Annotated in this window: 22 protein-coding genes; 13 read left to right on the forward strand and 9 right to left on the reverse strand. The window is 40.7% G+C overall.

Annotated features, from left to right (window positions below; genetic code table 11):
- Nucleotides 1-308: 308 nt before the first annotated feature.
- Nucleotides 309-773 (forward strand): hypothetical protein, encoded by a 465-nt coding sequence (locus CXF95_RS30100; protein WP_198556702.1) that lies wholly within the window; start codon nucleotides 309-311, stop codon nucleotides 771-773.
- 514 nt (nucleotides 774-1,287) lie between these two features.
- On the opposite strand, the gene CXF95_RS25145 is transcribed toward CXF95_RS30100, so the two are convergent.
- Both CXF95_RS25145 and CXF95_RS25150 read right to left on the reverse strand, forming a co-directional pair.
- A complete protein-coding gene (locus CXF95_RS25145; protein WP_101201245.1) occupies nucleotides 1,288-1,779 on the reverse strand; it encodes a GNAT family N-acetyltransferase in 492 nt (163 codons plus the stop codon).
- Between the two features lie 291 nt (nucleotides 1,780-2,070).
- The gene (locus CXF95_RS25150) at nucleotides 2,071-3,225 is read right to left on the reverse strand and encodes a transposase (protein WP_101201246.1); all 1,155 of its coding nucleotides are present in this window, start codon (nucleotides 3,223-3,225) and stop codon (nucleotides 2,071-2,073) included.
- Between the two features lie 723 nt (nucleotides 3,226-3,948).
- Between CXF95_RS25150 and CXF95_RS25155 the strand changes: the two genes are divergently transcribed.
- A complete protein-coding gene (locus CXF95_RS25155; protein WP_101201247.1) occupies nucleotides 3,949-4,494 on the forward strand; it encodes a PEP-CTERM sorting domain-containing protein in 546 nt (181 codons plus the stop codon).
- On the opposite strand, the gene CXF95_RS30105 is transcribed toward CXF95_RS25155, so the two are convergent.
- The 3 genes from CXF95_RS30105 to CXF95_RS25170 form a co-directional block, all read right to left on the reverse strand.
- Complete coding sequence (locus CXF95_RS30105) at nucleotides 4,424-4,876, reverse strand: hypothetical protein (protein ID WP_198556703.1); 453 nt, start codon at nucleotides 4,874-4,876, stop codon at nucleotides 4,424-4,426. The genes CXF95_RS25155 and CXF95_RS30105 overlap by 71 nt on opposite strands.
- A gap of 14 nt (nucleotides 4,877-4,890) precedes the next feature.
- On the reverse strand, nucleotides 4,891-6,132 hold the full coding sequence (gene ltrA, locus CXF95_RS25165) for a group II intron reverse transcriptase/maturase (protein WP_232787564.1): 1,242 nt from the start codon (nucleotides 6,130-6,132) through the stop codon (nucleotides 4,891-4,893).
- Between the two features lie 492 nt (nucleotides 6,133-6,624).
- Nucleotides 6,625-7,281, reverse strand: a complete 657-nt coding sequence (locus CXF95_RS25170) for a reverse transcriptase domain-containing protein (RefSeq protein WP_101201248.1) — start codon at nucleotides 7,279-7,281, stop codon at nucleotides 6,625-6,627.
- 239 nt (nucleotides 7,282-7,520) lie between these two features.
- On the opposite strand from CXF95_RS25170, the gene CXF95_RS25175 reads away from it, so the two are divergent.
- Both CXF95_RS25175 and CXF95_RS25180 read left to right on the forward strand, forming a co-directional pair.
- Nucleotides 7,521-8,480, forward strand: a complete 960-nt coding sequence (locus tag CXF95_RS25175; protein ID WP_101201249.1) for an integron integrase — start codon at nucleotides 7,521-7,523, stop codon at nucleotides 8,478-8,480.
- A gap of 190 nt (nucleotides 8,481-8,670) precedes the next feature.
- Complete coding sequence (locus CXF95_RS25180; RefSeq protein WP_101197018.1) at nucleotides 8,671-9,555, forward strand: IS1595 family transposase; 885 nt, start codon at nucleotides 8,671-8,673, stop codon at nucleotides 9,553-9,555.
- 402 nt (nucleotides 9,556-9,957) lie between these two features.
- On the opposite strand, the gene CXF95_RS25185 is transcribed toward CXF95_RS25180, so the two are convergent.
- From CXF95_RS25185 to CXF95_RS25200, 4 genes are all read right to left on the reverse strand, one after another.
- Nucleotides 9,958-10,566 (reverse strand): mobile mystery protein B, encoded by a 609-nt coding sequence (locus tag CXF95_RS25185; RefSeq protein ID WP_101201250.1) that lies wholly within the window; start codon nucleotides 10,564-10,566, stop codon nucleotides 9,958-9,960.
- On the reverse strand, nucleotides 10,563-11,075 hold the full coding sequence (locus CXF95_RS25190) for a mobile mystery protein A (protein ID WP_101201251.1): 513 nt from the start codon (nucleotides 11,073-11,075) through the stop codon (nucleotides 10,563-10,565). Before CXF95_RS25190 ends, CXF95_RS25185 begins: the two co-directional genes overlap by 4 nt.
- Before the next feature lie 465 nt (nucleotides 11,076-11,540).
- Nucleotides 11,541-11,816, reverse strand: coding sequence for a type II toxin-antitoxin system RelE/ParE family toxin (locus CXF95_RS25195; protein ID WP_101201252.1), 276 nt, complete (start codon nucleotides 11,814-11,816; stop codon nucleotides 11,541-11,543).
- Nucleotides 11,816-12,076, reverse strand: a complete 261-nt coding sequence (locus tag CXF95_RS25200; RefSeq protein WP_101201253.1) for a CopG family ribbon-helix-helix protein — start codon at nucleotides 12,074-12,076, stop codon at nucleotides 11,816-11,818. Before CXF95_RS25200 ends, CXF95_RS25195 begins: the two co-directional genes overlap by 1 nt.
- A 453-nt stretch (nucleotides 12,077-12,529) precedes the next feature.
- On the opposite strand from CXF95_RS25200, the gene CXF95_RS29740 reads away from it, so the two are divergent.
- The 9 genes from CXF95_RS29740 (at nucleotide 12,530) to tnpB (ending at nucleotide 18,287) form a co-directional block, all read left to right on the forward strand.
- Nucleotides 12,530-12,691, forward strand: a complete 162-nt coding sequence (locus CXF95_RS29740) for a hypothetical protein (protein ID WP_157828240.1) — start codon at nucleotides 12,530-12,532, stop codon at nucleotides 12,689-12,691.
- Nucleotides 12,692-15,163: 2,472 nt separating this feature from the next.
- A complete protein-coding gene (locus CXF95_RS25205) occupies nucleotides 15,164-15,382 on the forward strand; it encodes a hypothetical protein (protein ID WP_101201254.1) in 219 nt (72 codons plus the stop codon).
- A gap of 75 nt (nucleotides 15,383-15,457) precedes the next feature.
- Nucleotides 15,458-15,760 (forward strand): hypothetical protein, encoded by a 303-nt coding sequence (locus CXF95_RS25210; protein WP_101201255.1) that lies wholly within the window; start codon nucleotides 15,458-15,460, stop codon nucleotides 15,758-15,760.
- Nucleotides 15,757-16,152 carry a hypothetical protein gene (locus CXF95_RS25215; protein WP_101201256.1) on the forward strand — a complete coding sequence of 132 codons (396 nt, stop codon included), beginning with the start codon at nucleotides 15,757-15,759 and terminating at the stop codon, nucleotides 16,150-16,152. Before CXF95_RS25210 ends, CXF95_RS25215 begins: the two co-directional genes overlap by 4 nt.
- 208 nt (nucleotides 16,153-16,360) lie before the next feature.
- On the forward strand, nucleotides 16,361-16,669 hold the full coding sequence (locus CXF95_RS25220; RefSeq protein ID WP_101201257.1) for a hypothetical protein: 309 nt from the start codon (nucleotides 16,361-16,363) through the stop codon (nucleotides 16,667-16,669).
- Nucleotides 16,670-16,983: 314 nt separating this feature from the next.
- On the forward strand, nucleotides 16,984-17,199 hold the full coding sequence (locus CXF95_RS25230) for a hypothetical protein (RefSeq protein WP_157828241.1): 216 nt from the start codon (nucleotides 16,984-16,986) through the stop codon (nucleotides 17,197-17,199).
- Between the two features lie 6 nt (nucleotides 17,200-17,205).
- Nucleotides 17,206-17,421 (forward strand): hypothetical protein, encoded by a 216-nt coding sequence (locus CXF95_RS25235; protein WP_101201260.1) that lies wholly within the window; start codon nucleotides 17,206-17,208, stop codon nucleotides 17,419-17,421.
- A 156-nt stretch (nucleotides 17,422-17,577) separates the two neighbouring features.
- Nucleotides 17,578-17,952, forward strand: coding sequence for a hypothetical protein (locus CXF95_RS25240; RefSeq protein WP_101200367.1), 375 nt, complete (start codon nucleotides 17,578-17,580; stop codon nucleotides 17,950-17,952).
- Nucleotides 17,949-18,287 carry an IS66 family insertion sequence element accessory protein TnpB gene (gene tnpB / locus CXF95_RS25245; protein WP_101199143.1) on the forward strand — a complete coding sequence of 113 codons (339 nt, stop codon included), beginning with the start codon at nucleotides 17,949-17,951 and terminating at the stop codon, nucleotides 18,285-18,287. The genes CXF95_RS25240 and tnpB overlap by 4 nt, the downstream gene beginning before the upstream one ends.
- Nucleotides 18,288-18,374 lie beyond the last annotated feature (87 nt).

Below are 18,374 nucleotides of genomic sequence, written 5' to 3' on the forward strand. Positions count from 1 at the left end.
TTTGTTCGTGGCTTCACTGCGTTGCAGGCCGCATAAGCACAAATAATAAGATTGATTTTTTCACTACTCTTTTTACTTTTTTATTAAAACACACTACGTGCCAGGACTAAAAAATTAGGGCTATCGCGCCCTCTAATACAACAACAATTTTTGTTCGTGGCTTCACTTCGTTGCAGGCCGCTTAAGCACAAATGTTCTTGTTGCATTATTCACCTACTCCTAGTCGGCCTAGTCGCCAACGGCATGTGCACACGCGCTTAGGCGCTAAAAACACATACCCCTTTTAACTAATTCAAGAGATTTTGAACATGAACTTAAACGATATTAAAACCCTTATTAACCAACCTAATATGTTGTTAGCTGATTTTCACTCGAGAATAATGATAGAAGAAGCGCCAGAAGCATTACTCGATTTTTACGAGAAAAACGCAGATAAAATTAACGGAAAAGTGGTGGTTGTAAGATCAAAAGCAGATGAAGCGTTAGCTGCGAATGCTCGAAATTCAGAGCCTAAAGTATTATTCGTTTTTAGCTCTGATTGTTGGGTATCCAGTTATTTTTCAGGTGTAAGTCAAAAAGTGATTTTTTCAGCCGCTTTACTGAAAAGAGTCAGTAAATTATCTGTCAAAACAAAATGTGCTAGTCGAGTTTTACAGTTAATGGACTCTAGTGATGATGGGGCCGATAGATATTTTGAGTTTGTAAAAAGAACATCTGTTGAATGTGCTGTACCAGTTAAGCAAATCGAGGACGATTTAAAACCATACTTATAACCATTTCAATACCTCATTACGTGCCAGAATTTAGAGGTAAAAAATAATACATAATTTAGTAGATTGAACACTATTGGTAATAGTGTTTAAGGTTTTGTCCCAGGTTTACTGTAGGCCGACAATAAAGTGTCATACTTTTGCTAGCTTATTAGCTAGTGACCGACTGGCAGCTTAGAGCCTAAAAGCGGTCAGTCGAGCGTTAAACCTGAAGGAGAACTTTGTGCCAAAAGGTGCCATTGGCGTTTTCTTCTATCATACTAATTGTTGCTACTAAATTAGTATTCTGGCTCACAAACAAAAGGGCAAGAATGAACAAACCGGACGTTTTTAGTGATTTTTTATAAATCTAAAATGAGCAAAGCACACTTGCATTTGCAGCTAAAAGTTGAGTGTGAAAATTTGAAAGCGGACATTAACGCCCAATTAACGGGCAAAAAATAGTGGGCTAAAATAGGAACGAAGTGACAAAAGCCCGCTGTTTTTTGTCCTTGTTGAATTGCTTGTTATGTGTTGATTACACAGATATATTTAAACGAGCTAGAATGAGTAAATCGACAAATTTTCCAGCCTTAAAATTACAACATTTTTTTTCACCCTCAACTTTAAAACCAAACTTTTGATAGAGGGATAATGCAGCTTCATTGTCAGGATAAACTTCTAATTCTAAGCGTAATATGTTTAACCAATTGTCAGCTTGATTAATAGCCTCTGCAAGTAACTGCTTCCCAACACCTTTGCCATGACTATCTGGATGAACAGCAATAGCTAACGATGCTGAATGTTTTTCTCTTGGCTTATTTGACAAAATAAGACTTACATGTCCAATCACTTTATCATCTAATTCGGCGATCAATATGTAATCCGTTGGACTTTGAAAAAATTTATCTACATCACGAGAACTTAAAAATGGAACTTGAGACGTATTCTCTGTTACAGAAGCATAACTATAAATTTCTGCTAAATCCTTGAGATCTGATTGATCAAAATGTCTAATATTTAATTTCAAGTTAACACCTTAATTTTAAAAAACATATAACGCTTAAGCTAACCGACTAATTTTGCTGGCGGAGTTTTTGCGTCTCTTTGCAGAAACTGTGACAGTGAAATTAGTCGGTTAAGCTTTTTGTTAAGTTTGCCACTCTCCCAACCTATGGTGTTTTAAAGTGGATAGGCGACAAACTTTCATTAATTTGACCTAAGTCTACATTCGAACTATCTGATCCTACAAGCCATTATTTGTCATTATGATGAACAACAGGCACGCAACATTCTCCTGTCTTTAAACAAGTTTTTACTGCTAGTGAATGCTCGGTATTTTCAATTGTTCGACTTCACCTTCTTGATCCAAATCCCTTAGTTGCATCAGCGGTTTGCCACAGGTTTCACAAAGCGCCCGTATGCCTTTACTGTCCATAAACATTTGCCAATCGATTTCTTGTATTTTTTCTACGGCTACTTGCCCTAATTGCTCTCTGGCAACATTCAGCTTTGCTCGACTGCGTCCATGGTATAAACCCAACATTTGATATTGTTGTTTTCTCGGGATAGCGATGTGTGACAGTAATCGTTGCATAAATTGCGCATGCGTTAATGTCAGATATTCGGTCTGTTTGGTTTGATGGCTTTTATACCGAAACTTGATACTGTGCTCCGTTATCCTTAAAATTTGACTATTTTTAATCGCTCCACCTTTTATATATCTCGCCAGATATTTCGCTACGCCCACGCCATGCTCATAAGCGGGTACGCAATGAAGTATCCAATCTGTGCGTCCCAGTTTATTGCACAAGTTGATGACTCGCTGCTTTGTCTCATTGGTGGGGACAACTAAGTCTCCTGACGCCAAGGCTTTTTTAATGCCTGCCAAATACTTTCCTCTGAATATCTGCATCATCACTTTGGCTGGCAGAAATGACTGGCGTTTAGGTGTTTGCCAATGGCCCGTCTTATCGAGCCCCCCATGACTTATCACACAGTGAATGTGCGGATGAAACACTTGGTTTCTTGCCCACGAATGGAATGCCAGTATGTAACCAGGTGTGGCGGTCAAATAACGAGGGTCTTGGCTGAGTTTTTGCAGCGTTTCTCGTACACAGCGAAAGAATAATAGTTGGCAAAAGGCGCGATTAAACCGCCAAATAGTATGTAAATCATGAGGTAACGTGAACACCCAGTGATGGTGCTGGCATTCAAGTAATAGGGCTTCGGCTCTTTGTTGCCACTGGGCTGATTTAAGTGCGCAACATTGTGGGCAACTTCGATGTTTACAACTGTTGTACCACACACCATTTAGATGGCCATCTTCACAATAAACCGCATGGCCTCCTAACGTCTGGGTACGGCACACCATAAGCTGCTGCGCCGCTTTAAGCTGGTAAAGAGGCATAGCATGCGTTGTTTGATAATTGAGGAAGCTTTGTTGTAAAAAGCTTTGCACTGTTGGACTAGTCATAGAGCAATACTAGTTAAACACTGTTTTTTTATAAGGGCTATCCACTTAGCCCGACCAACCACTACATGTTGTGTTTACTAGATTTAATCTCGATGCCACTTTGCTGACCTAATGTAGAAACAAAAACGCAGCCTTTAAGGACTGCTTAGTGCCAAAAGCCGACATAAGGTTCTAGTCTAGAAAAGGCTTAAATCGACCTATAGCGGTCATAAGGTAATTCGAACTATCAGACTATATTGAGCGCAAAATCATCATACGATTAATCAAATGTGACTGAAGGCAATGAGCGATCTACTGACAGTCAGAACCTTCTAATCAGAGCGCACTGTCAGTTTTTTTACACAATTTAAACTCTGGATATTTCGTCAAAAATTGGTGATTTATCACTGACCAATTTAGTCGACATCACCTGTCAGTCAGTTTTTATGGACTATCCGGCTCTTTCGAGCATTCACCGGACATACGTCTAGGCGGTGTAATATAGCAAGGTCACACCGCGTTACCGGACTATCAATCGACGCCTTTTTTAAGTGTTCCAATTTATATTGAATACGCACACTTTAGCGACTTTTTGTCAGATTAATTTACACAATCAATCCAACAATTATTGTAAGGTAATCATAAGCTATTGAATTAGATTGGTTTTGATTATGTGGCTTTATCCTTGCAAGGTTTTTTAAGCGCGGTACATTCATAATAAATTTATATATAAATGGGATAAATATGATTAATAAAGTTACAAAAATTTTAGCAATAATAGCGTTAACGGGATGGATGGGCGTCGCCAATGCGACGTTAATATTTGATTTTTCGTGGGATTCTAGTAATGGTAAAATTAGCGGCGAGATACTGGGGTTAACGAACGAGGTCGGGCCACAGGGAGCCACCGGGGTCGTGTTAACAAGTCTCGATGGGAATAGTGTAAGTGTGGACGTTGTTAAGGATGCGGGGTGGATCGTTGATTCAAATAATTTTCAGGTTTTAAATAACAAAATTGTTTTTGCAATGTTTGAGTCCACGTTATTTAAACAAGTGACATATTCTTTTAATGACGTGAGATCGTTTGAGGGGAATTATTTCGGAGATGCATATCTCAAATTTGTAGATGGCGCTGAGAATATACTAATTAGCGCGTTAAAAGATGACGTGACGAATGAATTAAGTATAAGTTTTGTAAATCGCGTGACAGTCCCCGAGCCTAATTCGGTGTTATTGGTGTCGCTGGGCTTAGCGGGCTTGTCATTTGCTCGATACAGAAAACAATCTTAATCGGCTTGTCATCCAGCCCTGCAACTACCCATCGTAACCATCGGGTAATATAGTCATCAAGCATAGCGGCTCTTTTGGGGGCCGTTTGCTTTTGCTCATAAAGCTGACGTATTTTATTAACCGCGTTAGATATCGTTTTTTCTGCTAAACCTAATTCTGGCAGGCCAAATCGATAACCCAAAAAATCAAATTCTTTTTCAATACGCCCAATAAAGGTTTTATCCGGCGCTTGCTCGACTTTTAATTGATTAAAGTGTTGATTGACGGTTCTCACCGCTTTGCGCAAGTGCCAGCGAGTTTTTGCTAATATGATGAGTCGAGTAGCCCGAGGGAACTGCCCCCTCAGGCTCTCACAGAACCGGACGTGAACGTCTCCGCTCATCCGGCTCTTATCAATCAAGCCTTCGCGTACAACAATCGCCAGTGAGCAAACAACCAAGGTTGCTTATGCGCAATACGATTTAACCATTGCGCTGCTCGTCTTCGATGATTGCGTAAACGTTTATACTTTCGCGTCGCCCACATAATGAGACGACGATCTAAGCATTTAAGGGTCGGGTATAACGCTGACTTGTAGTAACGTCCATAATAGTTGATCCAACCTTGAATGATCGGATTGAACATTCGGGCAAGATCTTCCAGTGCTTTGTCGCTTCGTAATGGCCAGTTCCAATCACGTGATTTGTGCCGGATTGCTTTTGCAGCCTTGTTGCTGATTGCCGGAGTGAAATTAATAAAGTGTTTCCCCCACCGATTCTTTGAACGGCGAGAGCGAAAGGTATAACCCAGAAAATCAAAACTGACTTCTGCATAATCCCCTCGCCTGTCATCATCTTTACAATAGACAACTTTCGTCTTTTTAGGATGAAGCTCTAAACCCACTTGTTTCATTCTGGCTTCCAGCTTTTGCTTCAATTGCTGCGCTTGAGACTGGCTCTTGCAATGGCAAACTGCATCATCAGCATAGCGCTCAAAGGGAACATTCGGGAATTCCCGAACCATCCATTGGTCGAATGCATAATGGAGAAAAAGGTTAGCCAACAAGGGGCTAACGACGCCTCCTTGCGGTGTTCCTTTCTCCGGAAATTCCAGTGTGCCGTCTTGCATTTCAATCGGGGCTTTTAACCACCGCTCTATATACAATAGTACCCACTTTTCTTTCACATGCTTTTGCACTGCTCTCATCATCAGCTCATGATCGATATTATCGAAAAAGCCTTTGATATCAAGATCCAGTACCCAGTCACTTTTCCAGCAGCGCTTACGTGCTTGCCCCACTGCATCATGTGCCGATTTCTTTGGACGGTAACCATAAGAGTCTGAATGAAAATGCTGTTCCAACTCAGGCTCTATTAATTGTTTGGCTACCATCTGCGCAATGCGGTCAGTCACTGTAGGGATCCCTAAAGGCCTCATCTGTCCATCATCCTTGGGTATTTCAACCCGCATGACGGCGGATGGAAAGTAGCTGCCTGACGACAGACGATTCCAGAGCTTATAAAGATTATTCTTCAAATCCCCATTAAACTTTTCGATCGTCTGGCGATCAACTCCGGCAGCGCCTTTGTTGGCCTTGACCCGTTTGTATGCCTCCCAAACTTGTCGTTTGGAAATAGTAAACGGCTTTGCTTGTTTCAATCCAATCCTCCCGTTTCCGGTTGTTTTCTTTAGTTCAAGCTGATCGATGCTTCCCCTTCGCTCCACTTTCATTACAAAAGCTTCATCACTACTACGGGTCGCTCCGCCCCTGTGCCCTGCATCGGTACTCTCACACTTATGGGGCTACCACTTGTGTTTCTCCCTTATCATCAGGGCGACAGGTTCCCACGTTCCACATAAAAGCCTGTTTCAAGTTCACGCCATCTTCATGCCGGAGGCCGCCTAGCCAATAATCAGGTTTCCGCTAGACTTATCCCGAGGTAACGACGACCCCTCGGTTTTGACACTCGTCCCTACATTTTCGACACTTCAATAATGGTTCATTTGCATTCGTCTCCTTGAAACTCACCTGACAAGATCGAGCCTTGCCTTTTCCGTAACGCTCACCACCCCGGCTCTTTACCGACGCAGCTTACGGTGGTTTGAAGCCTCCACCTGCATGGCGGCTTCGAGGGGCCAAACCCTCATCTTTTATGCAGCATAGCTGCATGAAGGACAATGTCCTTCTTTGCGCCTTCGTGGCACACTGTCATCCATAAACCTGCGATAAAAATAGCGGGTGTCACCTTCCATCTGCTCATCTAAGGCTTTTAAGTAATACGCCGCAATAATCGGTGATAAGGGGCAGCCTCTTGATATACCGCAGTGTATAGACTTAAACGTACCGCCTCTTTCAACGGAACGTTTCACAAACTGCACTAACAAGCGCCAGATAAAAGGGTCGGTGATGTCTTTATCCAATTGCCGGAGCAATATCGTATGGTCAATCGACTCATAGTAGCCCTTCACATCGGTTTTCATCACGTAGCGATAATCCGGCAACGCTGCGTGTAGGTCATTCACGGTGGCTTTTAGTCCCCCATGGCCTTTGATATGAGTACACAGTGAGGATAATGCTAATGCCTCCGGTAAGGCCATGGCTAACATCTTTAATACCAGCGCATCTTGTGATGACCACAAATGAATACTTTCACCATCGGCTTTGGTGACCACACTGAGCGGCATGAAGGTGTAATCTTGTTTGTTGAGTGTTTGCAGCAGCTCACCACGGATAGTGTGCCAGTGAAAACGCAGGTGCCAGATATCGGCATTGGCGGGAACGTTCCTAAATATGGGTTTTAGTAGCAAATTGCACCAATATAACTCTAAGTGCTAATGACGGCTTTGTCGGAATTCCCGTCCTTAAGATGATTAACTTGTTTGTCTGCTTTTCGCTCTAAGAAGACATTAATTTTTTCAATTCGTTATGTCAATTAAGCGCACCAATAAGACCTAAATGACAAAAGAAAGGAACCACAACATGTAGTGGTTGGTCGAGCTAAGTGGATAGCCCTTTTTTATATACAGTTAATTGAAGTGTGATAATCGTGCCAAAATCTCCTTTTATTGAAAGCATAAGGGCTGAACTCCGCGTTCGACGCTATAGTTTGCAAACTGAGAAATCGTATTTGTTTTGGATACGCAACTTTATCTACTTTAATGACAAACGACATCCTAATGACATGGGTAATGCAGAGATAGAGCCGTTCCTTTCCTATCTCGCAAATCAGAGGAAGGTTAGTAGTTCGACTCAAAATCAGGCTTTGTGTGCATTAATTTTTGTTTACAAACACATCCTAAAGCGAGAAATAGTAGGCTTAGCTTATTCATTTACCAAGCAACCAAGACGCATGCCTTGTGTATTAAGTGAGCAGGAAGTACGGCAAGTGTTATTGCATTTGAAAGGTAAGTATTGGCTTATTACTGCTTTGCTGTATGGCTGCGGCTTGCGAATAAATGAAGCACTAAAGTTACGTGTAAAAGATATTAATTTTGACAACCATACTGTATTTATATTCCGAGGTAAGGGTGGCAAAGATAGATATTCGTTGCTGCCAAAAACTCTTGATGACGCCTTGATAAAGCAAATAGAGTACGCGAAACAGATCCACAAGAGCGATGTTGCACAAGGTCATGGATTGACATCATTGCCTGCCTCACTCATCAGAAAATATGGTAATACTGCCAAAGATGTGTCGTGGCAACACGTTTTTCCTTCTTCTGTTCGGTGTGTATACCCCTATGACGAGTATGTCTGTCGTCACCATATTCATGAAACCGCTTATCGAAAGCAGTTAAGACAAGCTGTAATAAAAACAGATATCGCTAAAAGAATAACAGCCCATACATTTAGACATTCATTTGCTACCCAGGTTTTACGAAGTGGCGCTGACATTCGAACGGTTCAAGACTTACTAGGTCATGCCGATGTTAAAACAACAGAAATTTATACACATGTGATTGGGACTAAATTTGGCAATACACAAAGCCCTATGGATAAAATTTAGGTTCAGCTACACAGCTTAAAAATTACCTGAAGAACTGACTTTAGCCCCTAAATGCTGAACTAGTCTTAGATCTGACAATGTCTGCTATTGGGAAATGTGAGTTCCCTGATATTTATATACATGCTTCTCCACTTTGCTCAGGCATGAACTAAACTGTATATGAAAATAAACAGTTTAAGGGAGTTCGAACATGAACACGCCAGAAGCCAGTTTTTTAACGTGGCAACAGCAATTCAGAACGAATAAAGATTGTCTCCAGTATCTGAAGGAAATGAAGTGGCCTAATGGGTTTATGTGTCCTCAATGTGGTCACGACAATGGGATTGACCTTCACTGCCGAGAATTAACCGAATGCAGCCATTGTCATAAGCAAACATCGGTGATGTCAGGTACTTTATTTCATGGTAGTCATCTACCGTTACTCAAATGGTTTTGGGCACTGTATTTTATAGGCTCAGACAAAGGCAGTATTTCAGCGTTAAGGCTAAGCAAGCTTATTGAAGTGAATTGGAAGACTGCTCGGCTTATGTTAACGAAAGTGAGAGCGGCTATGGGACACAGGGATAGCCTCTACCGATTGTCGGGCACAATAGAGTTAGATGATGCCTTTGTTGGCGGTAAGCACAAAGGCAAGCGTGGTCGTGGAGCAGAAGGGAAAACCCCCATTATCATAGCATGTGAAAACAAGCATAAAAAGGCAGGGTTTATCGCAATGAAAGCGGTTAAAAATGTGAATTTTAAAACAGTAAAAGAATTTGTATCACATCACCTTTTAGCTAATCAGCATGTCAGAACGGATGCTTATCCTGCGTTAAATATTATAGATAAAACACAGCAACATGAGCCAAGAGTCACGCCAAGTGAAAAGGTAGACGAATGGTTGCCTTGGGTTCATATCGCGATAGGTAATTTGAAAACGTTTTTGTTGGGCACGTTTCATGGCGTTACGGGTAATTACTTACAAGAATACTTGAATGAGTTTTGTTATCGGTATAATCGCCGTTTTGTGGAAAAACAAATACCTAATCGATTGTTAAACTTGGCAATTATTCATACTCCTTTAAAATCAACCTGAGTTAAATGGAGAAGCATGTTTATATATGTTTATCAAAAGCACATACTTTTAAGTCAATATGAGACATTATAAATGTCGGATCACCTGCCATTAGGATACTAACCGATAATTTCGACAAACCTTAAAAAGAGATCAATATATACCGATTGAACTACGACCGCTTTTCGCCCTATTAGAGTCTGTCAGGTTTAATGAGGCTCCGTTCATCCCAATTGTCAGATTAAATATCTGTAGTAGCTCAGACTTATGCTATTTTGGGCCTAATGGTATAACTCAATAACTTGTAGAAGCCCTTTTTTCTTCTCAGCCATACACTACATGTAGGCTGCATAGAATTTTTGTTTTCATCAGTAGTATTCTTTCAATTTTTCATTATTAGCTCGTGGCTAATAATAAATTCCATTAGTTATCCAATTCTTGGAGATACGTGACCATTTTAGAAAAATCACCTCTATCCGCAGCATAAAGCGTTTCCAAATACGCCTTTCTTTCAATCCCTTGATCATCAATATTAGCATTCGCCCACTTTAGTGGCGGTTTATCTAACAAAAAAACTCTCACCACATCGGTCATTATTCTGGAATGGCGACCATTTCCGTTTACAAACGGATGAATGAAGACTAGTCCATGTTGAATCCTGGCACAAAGCTCAAGCTCTGAATAATGCTTATACTCTACCCAACATTTAGCATCCTCTAAGAAGTCATGAAGCCTTGTGGGTATGTGTGAAGGTTCAATGCCTATATTAACTTCACGTAGCCTGAATGCTCCTGCCCATTGCCATACATCACCAAACAATTTCTTATGAAGTTCATTTACAAAGTCTCGACTAAATATGTCATCTACGGTTAGTGTTTTAATATTACCCAACCAAATTTGACCTTGTAGTATATTAGCCGCTTCCAACCCATTAAGTTGGCCTCTGGTTTGTACGTGAGGGTGTTTCAACCCTTGAATATCATCAGCCGTTAGTGGTGTGGCTCCATCGGGATTTTCTGTTAATAAGCTCAATTCTTAGTTTCTTCTATCTGTTGCTTCCACAGTTCGCGTCCACCGGCTCTTAGAAGTGCGATTTTTTGCTCTTGTATCAAGAATTTTTTTTGTTCTTCATCGATAGATTGTGCTTCTAGGAACATATTTTGTGAATTACTATTCAACTGCTTTGTTGCCAAGTACTCAGCACGTTTATCTAATATAATGTTTATTCGCTCTTTGGGAACAAGCGCATAGGTTAACTTACAATCAAGCTGCTCGGCCAAGTCTCTTAATTGATTGAGTGTAATGTCTCCCGTTTTTTCTCTTTTCTCAAGAACAGAAATTCGGTTTCGGCTTAGATTGAGTCTTTTCCCCAACTGGGCACCGGACATGTCCAATGCTTTGCGTATAGTTCGCACCCATCCCTCTGAGGGAATAGTAATTAGCCCCGCAACCTTCTGTGCTGAATTTGCTATTACTTTGTATTGTTCTTGAACCATTGAGCGAACCACAAAAGCTGGCCCTATTGTTTTAAATCGTTTCATAATGACCTCCCATCAATACTTACACGAATAACTAACGTCACCCGTTTAAATTACATTAACAAAGCTAATGTAATCATATTAGATTACGTAAAACATATCAATGCAATCATATTTAGTTACATCAATCCTGTCAATGTAATCATAAATTATGACACTTACTGAGAAGAGTGGGGGGGGGGAGCATCGCACTTGATGGAAATTACGTACAATCCGTTATGTCAATTAAGCGTACCAATAAGACCTAAATGACAAAAGAAAGGAAACACAACATGTAGTGGTGGGTCGAGCTAAGTGGATAGCCCTTAATTAGATACAGTGTCTCGACTGTCGGCTCACTGGAGCCAGACAGGTACTCGCTAATAATTAAGCGAAGGTTTATTACTTTATTGCTAGCGTTGCACTGTAACTGCTCAACGCTGGCTTTTAGTGCAACATGTTGTGCCGTTTATTGTTGTTCATTTAACATTATCGATGCTCCCTTGTGTGCCAAATTCGAAGTACGTAAAAATAGTTACCTTCAATTTCATATCGCATTTCGTAGTGGCCAACGAGCAAGCGCCTCACTTCCCTTGGCTCATATTCCTCAAGCTTTTCACCTAATCGGGGTTGATGAATTACTTTTTTAGGCGCAGCTGTTAGAGATTGAATTGTGGTGGCTGCCGCCTGTTTATTTACAGATGCTAAAAAAGCGTATAAACGGCTTAAATCAGACAATGACTTTTCTGTCCACTTAATTTCCATTATCGAGGTGTTGATAGTGGCTTGTCCGTAGTTAAGCTATCAGCCCAAGCTTGCACAGCTTGGTGATCAATTACATTTTTCTCATCTACATCAGCCAGTGCTTCTAACGTCAACCGATGACGTTCTTCTTCATTATCAATCCAGGCACTTAAAGCTTGTTTCACCACCCAAGCTTTAGAACGCTCTAATCGATTTGACAATAAATCAACTTTCTCTGCTAGAGACACAGGTACGTGTGCGGTAATGACTTTAGTTTCCATAATAACTCCGTCGATGCAATCTTAATGCATCAAAGTTAATCATAATGATGCAAAAAGTACAAGGAGAGAGTTTTAATATACCCCGTTTATTTGAACTTTATTACTAAAACTTGAAGCTAGATAGAACAAGGTCTTTCAAGTTCATAAAACTGGTTTAAGTAATCAAATATTTAAAGTACTAATTTATTGGACTATTTATTACTATCAAATAAAGTGAGCCGAGAATTATGTTTGCAAGCCCGCGTCCTACCTTATTTTTACTTAATTTGAGCCAGACTTGCTGGATGTAATCAAGTCCTAGGGTTTATGTTTTCGAGCCACTACAACTAGGAATTAATATGATAAGACGCTAATGCAATAGTTGGAATGAAAGCCACTACCTAGACCGTACCCAAGCTGTTAATGCGCGGAAGGATTATTTTTGTGTAGAGGGTAGGGGATGAGTTTGAGATAATGGATACGTGCACTTTGGTGCCAAGTGATGATGGCTCGTTTCACATTGCTTTCCGTTTGCATGAAATCTCAACCAGCGACCTAGAGTTAGATTTTTTTGATGATAATGTGGATTTATTGATGAAGTTTACAGAGATAAGCAACGGCATTGTTGGCTCTTAACGACATGATTTCTCAAGCGGTAAAGCCAATCATCTAGCCGTCGCCAGATGACGCAGTCTAATAATAAATAAAAGCCCTTGGGGAACTAATCCAAGGGCAGTACAGCTACATGGAAACGCTTGTAAGGAACTCTCAAGCACTTTAATTAAAGACTATTTTTGTGAAAAGTAAACATATCGCTGGATGATGATTAAATGTAGCAATAAAATAATATCCTCAATTGCTGCTTGTTCAATTTTTACCACAAAAGCGGCTGGCCATTGGCCAGCGATAAGGTGACACTGCGTTGATGACCAAAAGCGGGGCTGCGCCCCTCTTTTCGGTTTTGGTTATTCTTCTTATTTCGTTACTGGTTGGGTTTTTGTTGGTTCTGGGTTTGGTATTTACTTAGCTGCTGGATTGTTGTTTGTAATATATTAATGGCTACAAATAGCAAGGGCAGGGCGATTTGCTACGCAACCGATTCTGTCATGCTGCGCACTCAACCCTGATCACAAAAAGCGCGTGTTCAGGTTATCGCCCTTCGGGTTTCCGACACTATCGCAAAAGCTTCTGGCCAAAGGCCATTTAATAAGGCTGGTTACTACCTCACTTGGCTTCTTCTGACTGGCTTATCATCAAACAGACTGCAAAAAGCGCAGACTGTTTGATGGCTGCGTCAGCGCCAAGTGAAGTATTCACGCTCATTACTCAACCAGGCTTCGCCTGTTTTCGCTGAAGTTACAATGGTAGGGCAGTGTTGATTAGTGGGATGCATTTGTAGTTGTCTACTATGGGCGTTGCGCTTCACGCCGTTGTGTCATGCTGCGCACTTAACCAGACCAAAAAACGGTCTGTTTTCGCCCTTCGGGTGACTGCCACTAACGCAAGAGCTACTGGCCAGGGGCCAGTTAATAAGGCTGGTTACTACCTCTCTTGGCTTCTTCTGACTGGCTTATCATCAAACAGACTGCAAAAAGCGCAGACTGTTTGATGGCTGCGTCAGCGCCAAGTGAAGTATTCACGCTCATTACTCAACCAGGCTTCGCCTGTTTTCGCTGAAGTTACAATGGTAGGGCAGTGTTGATTAGTGGGATGCATTTGTAGTTGTCTACTATGGGCGTTGCGCTTCACGCCGTTGTGTCATGCTGCGCACTTAACCAGACCAAAAAACGGTCTGTTTTCGCCCTTCGGGTGACTGCCACTAACGCAAGAGCTACTGGCCAGGGGCCAGTTAATAAGGCTGGTTACTACCTCTCTTGGCTTCTTCTGACTGGCTTATCATCAAACAGACTGCAAAAAGCGCAGACTGTTTGATGGCTGCGTCAGCGCCAAGTGAAGTATTCACGCTCATTACTCAACCAGGCTTCGCCTGTTTTCGCTGAAGTTACAATGGTAGGGCAGTGTTGATTAGTGGGATGCATTTGTAGTTGTCTACTATGGGCGTTGCGCTTCACGCCGTTGTGTCATGCTGCGCACTTAACCAGACCAAAAAACGGTCTGTTTTCGCCCTTCGGGTGACTGCCACTAACGCAAGTGCTTACTGGCTAGAGGCCAGTTTCTAAGGTTACTCCGTTGTTCACACTCCTTGCTATCCGCTAACCTGGTACAAACTACGCACTAGGTTTTCGGGCAAGCATTGCGCCCATCGAGTGGGTTTGGTTTACCCCGGCGATGTCCCAGGGCTTTGCAATGTGACAGTGTCACATTGTTCTTATCGCGGCTCCCGCCTTGGTAGACTCGTGACAATATGGCAATGCCTGAGCAGTATCAACGCAGGCTGTCGCCTAAAGCGCTTATGACACGTCACAGGCATCCCCATTCTTCATTGTCACTACCAAGGCGGGAGCATCTCAATACACAAAAAGTGTGACACAGCATCACCCAATAAATACTCTTTACCTCTAACCAAAAAAAATCGCTGCGCGGGAAAATAAAAGGGACTTCGCCCCTCTTTTTCCTTGTCTTTTCTATGTTCTTCTACCTACTTATGCGGGGGTTTTATTGTTTACTTGCTAATTGATGTATTCGTTTCTGTAGATAAATATTTATTCATTTAATTTTTGGCTGCTGTAGCCGTTTTTTTTATTCGTTAACTAAACTAAATATTACTTATAATTACCATTTAGCATATTTTAAATATGGTCAAAAAACTCAGCGGTAAATCAAACCATAAGAGATGGTGCGCCAGAATCACCAGAACAACGGTGGACGCTAATCGACATACAAGACAACCTGTATAACGCATTAAACATAGATATTACCTTTAAAGACAAGGATTGTGTGGAGCTTTGCTATCGTATTACATCAAAACACAAAGCGAATTAGCCGCATCCTCATAAAGCTTTCAGCTTAATTATATATTCTTTAGTGAGTGCCTTTTTCTATTTATTACAAATCCCATTATGGCTTTGGAGTATATTGACCCCAACTTTGAGCGGATACAGTCTGCTTTTTTAAACATTAACCAATATTGATTAAAGGTATCAAAACGTGACTGACAAAAAAGATAAAGTTTCCAAAGACATCACATACAACAAAAAAGGGCGTGAGCCGTTGTTTCGTGTCGAGATTAGCACTGCCGACACTACCGAAGCTGCTGAAAATATGAGGCAGATGAAGACCGATCTCATTAGTAAATCAGGAACCGCCAAGCAAGGCGTTATTGATATGTATAAATTTGCCAAAGAAAACAGTTATTTCGGTAAATAAAACTTGCGCATATCGTGTACACGAGTATAATCTTTATTGAAATTAAACGAATTTAGTTAAACAAGGAATAGAAAAATGGTAAACGATAAATTTGTTGACGAAATTAAGACTTTACTAGTTGGTACATGCGTCTTACTCATAATTCTGGCATTTTTTTTCATCATTGGACATTTTCTTTCACACTTAATGAAAGACTTGGCCCCTGTTATCTCAAGTGTGACCTTACCATCGCCATTTAAGCAAATAGTTCAAGGTTTTATCACTATATTTTCAAGCCTCATAATGTTCATTTTGCTGCCATTTTTGGTGATTGGATTGGTTTATCAAACAATAAAATCATTTGGTAAGTTTGGTAGAGCAGTAAGTAAACGTCTATGAACTTTAAATTTATCACATTAATTATTGTATTTATTCTATCGTCAGGATTGTACGGAATTTATGAATTCAGAAATGATTGGTCTAATATTTCATTCTTCACTGGCTTGGTTTGCGGATTGCCATTGGTAACTTGTTATTTAGGAAATAGACATATTGGATTTTCACTTTTCCTGTTGGGTATAACCTCTCTTATTCTGGCCTCATTTGGAGTGTTTGGTGACATTCCGAGAGATAGATTATTTTTCAATGGGTTATCTCTTGGGGCTTTATTTGGCTGGATACCTTCATATCTAATTTTGAAGCGTAAGACTTCTGCGGTATTGGCAAATTGTTGTGAACAAGAAGGTTATGACAAATTGGCTTCGTATTTTGACTGCAAAACAAGGGAATAGAGAATGTACTTCGAGTCATTTTACTGGTTTTTATTCTAGGTGTTGTTGCCTTGTATCAATCAATCGAAAAAGGTGATTTTGCGTCAAATGAAGTGGGTATTGATAGTTTTAGGACTTATTCTTTTTTTTAATAAAAGAATTCATACCACTGTTCTTAACTGTCCGTTATATGTTGAATAAGGAATAGGTTCAAAAGGGGGAATTAATTATGTTTAAAACTGGTATGCATGCAGTGTTAGATCACACGTACAAGCATGTTGACTTTGCTTTGCTTTTTTGTCTCATTTTAAGCCTATTTTATGGCCATCAACTGTTTACAGGTATTTTTGTTTTCATAAGCGTTGTTTCGATTTTTGTTCCGCTAAAATTAATTTTGAGATCTCAACAAGAAAAGAAATTAATGTTGAGGGGTGAGGGCACTTGCCCGTCCTGCAAGAAGAATAAAGTTATTAAAGGAACAGATTGGTTTCTCGCTTGCAGTGAAAAGCTCGAAGAAGAAATTTCAACAGTGGAATAAAAATGTTTTTTCATAATGATTTTTACAAATTGAAAAATGACAAAAATTACAGGGAAAAAGAACGTACCAAGGGTCATGTAATGGCGACATCATGCTTGTTCTTTTTGCTGCTTTGTTACATGTGTTTAGGCTTCACAACAAGTTTTGCACTTAGTAGTGCGGTATTTATTGGAATACTCATATTGCTTTTTATGTCCGCAGTTTGTATGAATTTCCCGTGGGTTCAGATAAAAATACTTATATTGGAGGCAATCGAATCATTTCTAATCACTAAACATGTGTTGTTTAAAAATACGAAACAGGAATAAATGAATATGAAAAGTAGAACTCTTGTGAAACATGATTTTAAAGCATTGTTTCTTTTAGTTGTTACACTTGCAGGTATGTTTGGATCTGCTGTTTACATCGTTAATAATTGGACTGGTCAATTTGCATGGATGAATGACCCATTAGGTGTTGGGTGTATTATTTTAATTTTTACGTTCTTTAAATATCAAAGCCATATTAAAAAGTTAACGAGTAAGGAATAAACGACCATGAATAAATACCCTCATCTACTTATGTCGGCTGACATGTTCTTACACGCTGTATTAATCATTGCAATTGTATACTTAATTAACTTGACTGTTGTTGGTTGGTTAGGTTCTTTGATTCTTTTTTGTAGCGTTTTCGCTGGTGTAGGGTTGGCATATTATTCGGGTGAGAATGAAAATGTAGGACTGCGGGTTTTTCGAAGATTTTTAAAAGAGTAATGAACAAAAATGACTAAAACAACCTTAATTCTTGCCTTGGCATTACTACTGCCAAGTATAGCGTTTGCCAGTGATAGTGAGCTTACCACTTCATAGCGCAACTTCGTAAATTTGATCTGGTTTAATGTTTGCAACTTATTCATTGAAGATGAAAATATGGCAATCGCTAAAAAAATAAATCAGATCGTTGAAGCATTTGAGCTGTGGCGAAAAAACCGGGTTAGTCGCCGTTCTGCAACCCCACAAGCACTGCGCCAACAAGCAGTTGATCTACTCGAACACTGCTCGTCCAGTAAAGTCACCGCGATGCTGCGGATCAGTGGCACACAATTGAAACAATGGCGTGAAGCCGTTGAACCAAGCCCAACATCCTCTGATTTTATTCGCTTACCTGGGCAAGGCGCGAGGGAGCCTGTTGCTAACGAGCATCTCAGTGTCGAGCTTCGGTTGTGTAATGGTGCAGCATTAACCCTTTCGGGTGATATTTCCCAAGCCTTCCTCGTCGCCATGATCCAGGAAGTTAGATCGTGATCCATTTAACGGCCCAAACGCCTATCCTGATCGCCACTGAGCCTGCTGACTTTCGCATGGGGATTGATGGTTTAGCGGCGCTTTGCCGTAGCAGGCTGACGCACGAGCCTCGTTGCGGGATCTTATTTGTGTTTATTAATCGCAATAAAACCATGATCCGCACGCTCGCCTATGATGGCACAGGATTTTGGTTGATGACCAAGCGTTTATCTAAGGGTAAATTTCAATGCTGGCCCACCGTTAATTCACCTGTTCATCCGTTTGAGGCCAGGCAGTTGCGTCAACTTCTAAGCCCCGTCAAGCCTGATCTTAAGCGATCATTTACGGCAACATAAATGAGCGTCATGAGCGGGTTGTATTTTCAATTAATGAGATCATACTGCCTGCCAATCTCCTATCCACACACAACAAACGGCTAAGCG

The organism is Paraglaciecola sp. MB-3u-78, from assembly GCF_002835935.1.
Classification (GTDB): Bacteria; Pseudomonadota; Gammaproteobacteria; order Enterobacterales; family Alteromonadaceae; genus Paraglaciecola.

Excerpts from the sequence above, each read along its gene's own strand:
- CXF95_RS25190 (WP_101201251.1), bottom strand. The coding sequence starts at position 11,075 with ATGAAACGATTTAAAACAATAGGGCCAGCTTTTGTGGTTCGCTCAATG.
- CXF95_RS25230 (WP_157828241.1), top strand. The coding sequence starts at position 16,984 with ATGAAAAGTAGAACTCTTGTGAAACATGATTTTAAAGCATTGTTTCTT.
- CXF95_RS25180 (WP_101197018.1), top strand. The coding sequence starts at position 8,671 with ATGAACACGCCAGAAGCCAGTTTTTTAACGTGGCAACAGCAATTCAGA.
- CXF95_RS25155 (WP_101201247.1), top strand. The coding sequence starts at position 3,949 with ATGATTAATAAAGTTACAAAAATTTTAGCAATAATAGCGTTAACGGGA.
- CXF95_RS30100 (WP_198556702.1), top strand. The coding sequence starts at position 309 with ATGAACTTAAACGATATTAAAACCCTTATTAACCAACCTAATATGTTG.
- CXF95_RS25150 (WP_101201246.1), bottom strand. The coding sequence starts at position 3,225 with ATGACTAGTCCAACAGTGCAAAGCTTTTTACAACAAAGCTTCCTCAAT.
- CXF95_RS25240 (WP_101200367.1), top strand. The coding sequence starts at position 17,578 with ATGGCAATCGCTAAAAAAATAAATCAGATCGTTGAAGCATTTGAGCTG.
- CXF95_RS25220 (WP_101201257.1), top strand. The coding sequence starts at position 16,361 with ATGTTTAAAACTGGTATGCATGCAGTGTTAGATCACACGTACAAGCAT.
- CXF95_RS30105 (WP_198556703.1), bottom strand. The coding sequence starts at position 4,876 with ATGAGCGGAGACGTTCACGTCCGGTTCTGTGAGAGCCTGAGGGGGCAG.
- CXF95_RS25200 (WP_101201253.1), bottom strand. The coding sequence starts at position 12,076 with ATGGAAACTAAAGTCATTACCGCACACGTACCTGTGTCTCTAGCAGAG.
- CXF95_RS25210 (WP_101201255.1), top strand. The coding sequence starts at position 15,458 with ATGGTAAACGATAAATTTGTTGACGAAATTAAGACTTTACTAGTTGGT.
- CXF95_RS25235 (WP_101201260.1), top strand. The coding sequence starts at position 17,206 with ATGAATAAATACCCTCATCTACTTATGTCGGCTGACATGTTCTTACAC.
- CXF95_RS25215 (WP_101201256.1), top strand. The coding sequence starts at position 15,757 with ATGAACTTTAAATTTATCACATTAATTATTGTATTTATTCTATCGTCA.
- CXF95_RS29740 (WP_157828240.1), top strand. The coding sequence starts at position 12,530 with ATGGATACGTGCACTTTGGTGCCAAGTGATGATGGCTCGTTTCACATT.
- CXF95_RS25195 (WP_101201252.1), bottom strand. The coding sequence starts at position 11,816 with ATGGAAATTAAGTGGACAGAAAAGTCATTGTCTGATTTAAGCCGTTTA.